Below are 923 nucleotides of genomic sequence, written 5' to 3'. Positions count from 1 at the left end.
GGAGTTAATATGATTATCCATACTTTCAGTACCTATTGTTATATTATTTGGACTAGCTATAAGGACGATAATTCTCTGTAAGATAAAAAACACAAGCGACAATAATTGAACACTGAATAATTTTTATTCTCACACTAATAATAATTATAGTGTTAGCTTCTAACACTATAATTCAATGTGGAGGGGAAAATCTTGAATAATTTTATTAGCTTATTCTCAGGCGTAATAACTTTAGTCATTAGAGCTACATTCTTAATTAGAAAAACGAACCATAGGTTAACATCCTTATTAAGAATGTCATCTTTAGCATAAGCATTAATTATTCTATAGGTTATCGTCTATTTTCACATTGTTAGGAAAAAGGTGAGCATAATAGTTATGCTCACCTTTTTAGGCTAATCAGTACTTCCCGAAACAATTTGTATATAAACTTTGCGAATTACTAATGTTATTGTACCAGTGAAGTAATTGATTTCCGATAATTTGTTTCATGTCGACTAGCTCTGTATATCCTATACAGCTTAAAAAAACGAAAAACCCACCTGATTTGTCAGAGGTGGGTTTCCTTTAGAAATTCTACATGTAATTAGTTTGCTCAAAATACTATTAATTAATCCTCAGAACTATAGTTAAGTTCGGTAATAAAATTTTCCTTTTAGGAGAACTTAAAATAAAAAAGGATGTTTACTTCAATGGAAAAATATAAGAAGTACCTATTAGCTTTACTAATAGTACCTTGGCTTTCTATTCCGTTATTAGGGCAGCAAACTTTAAAGAAATTTTTTCTTTCTTCATTAATTGTAAATCTAATTGTTCTCGCAGAATGTTTTTTGGCTAGAAAGAAAACATGGTGGTATTTTTATAAAAGTCTTCATCCCAAAGTTCTAGGAGAGATGCCCATTGTTTTTGGCCCATTTCTAGTA

1 pseudogene is annotated in these 923 nt (G+C 29.9%); it reads left to right on the top strand.

Going from position 1 to position 923, the window contains the following annotated elements:
- Positions 1-692: 692 nt before the first annotated feature.
- Positions 693-923 (top strand): annotated as a pseudogene (locus RB298_RS15560) (hypothetical protein); the annotation flags it as partial.

Source organism: Priestia sp. BR_2, assembly GCF_041954005.1.
Lineage (GTDB): Bacteria > Bacillota > Bacilli > Paenibacillales > Paenibacillaceae > Paenibacillus_AQ > Paenibacillus_AQ lautus_A.
This window is presented reverse-complemented; position numbering and strand designations above follow the sequence as displayed.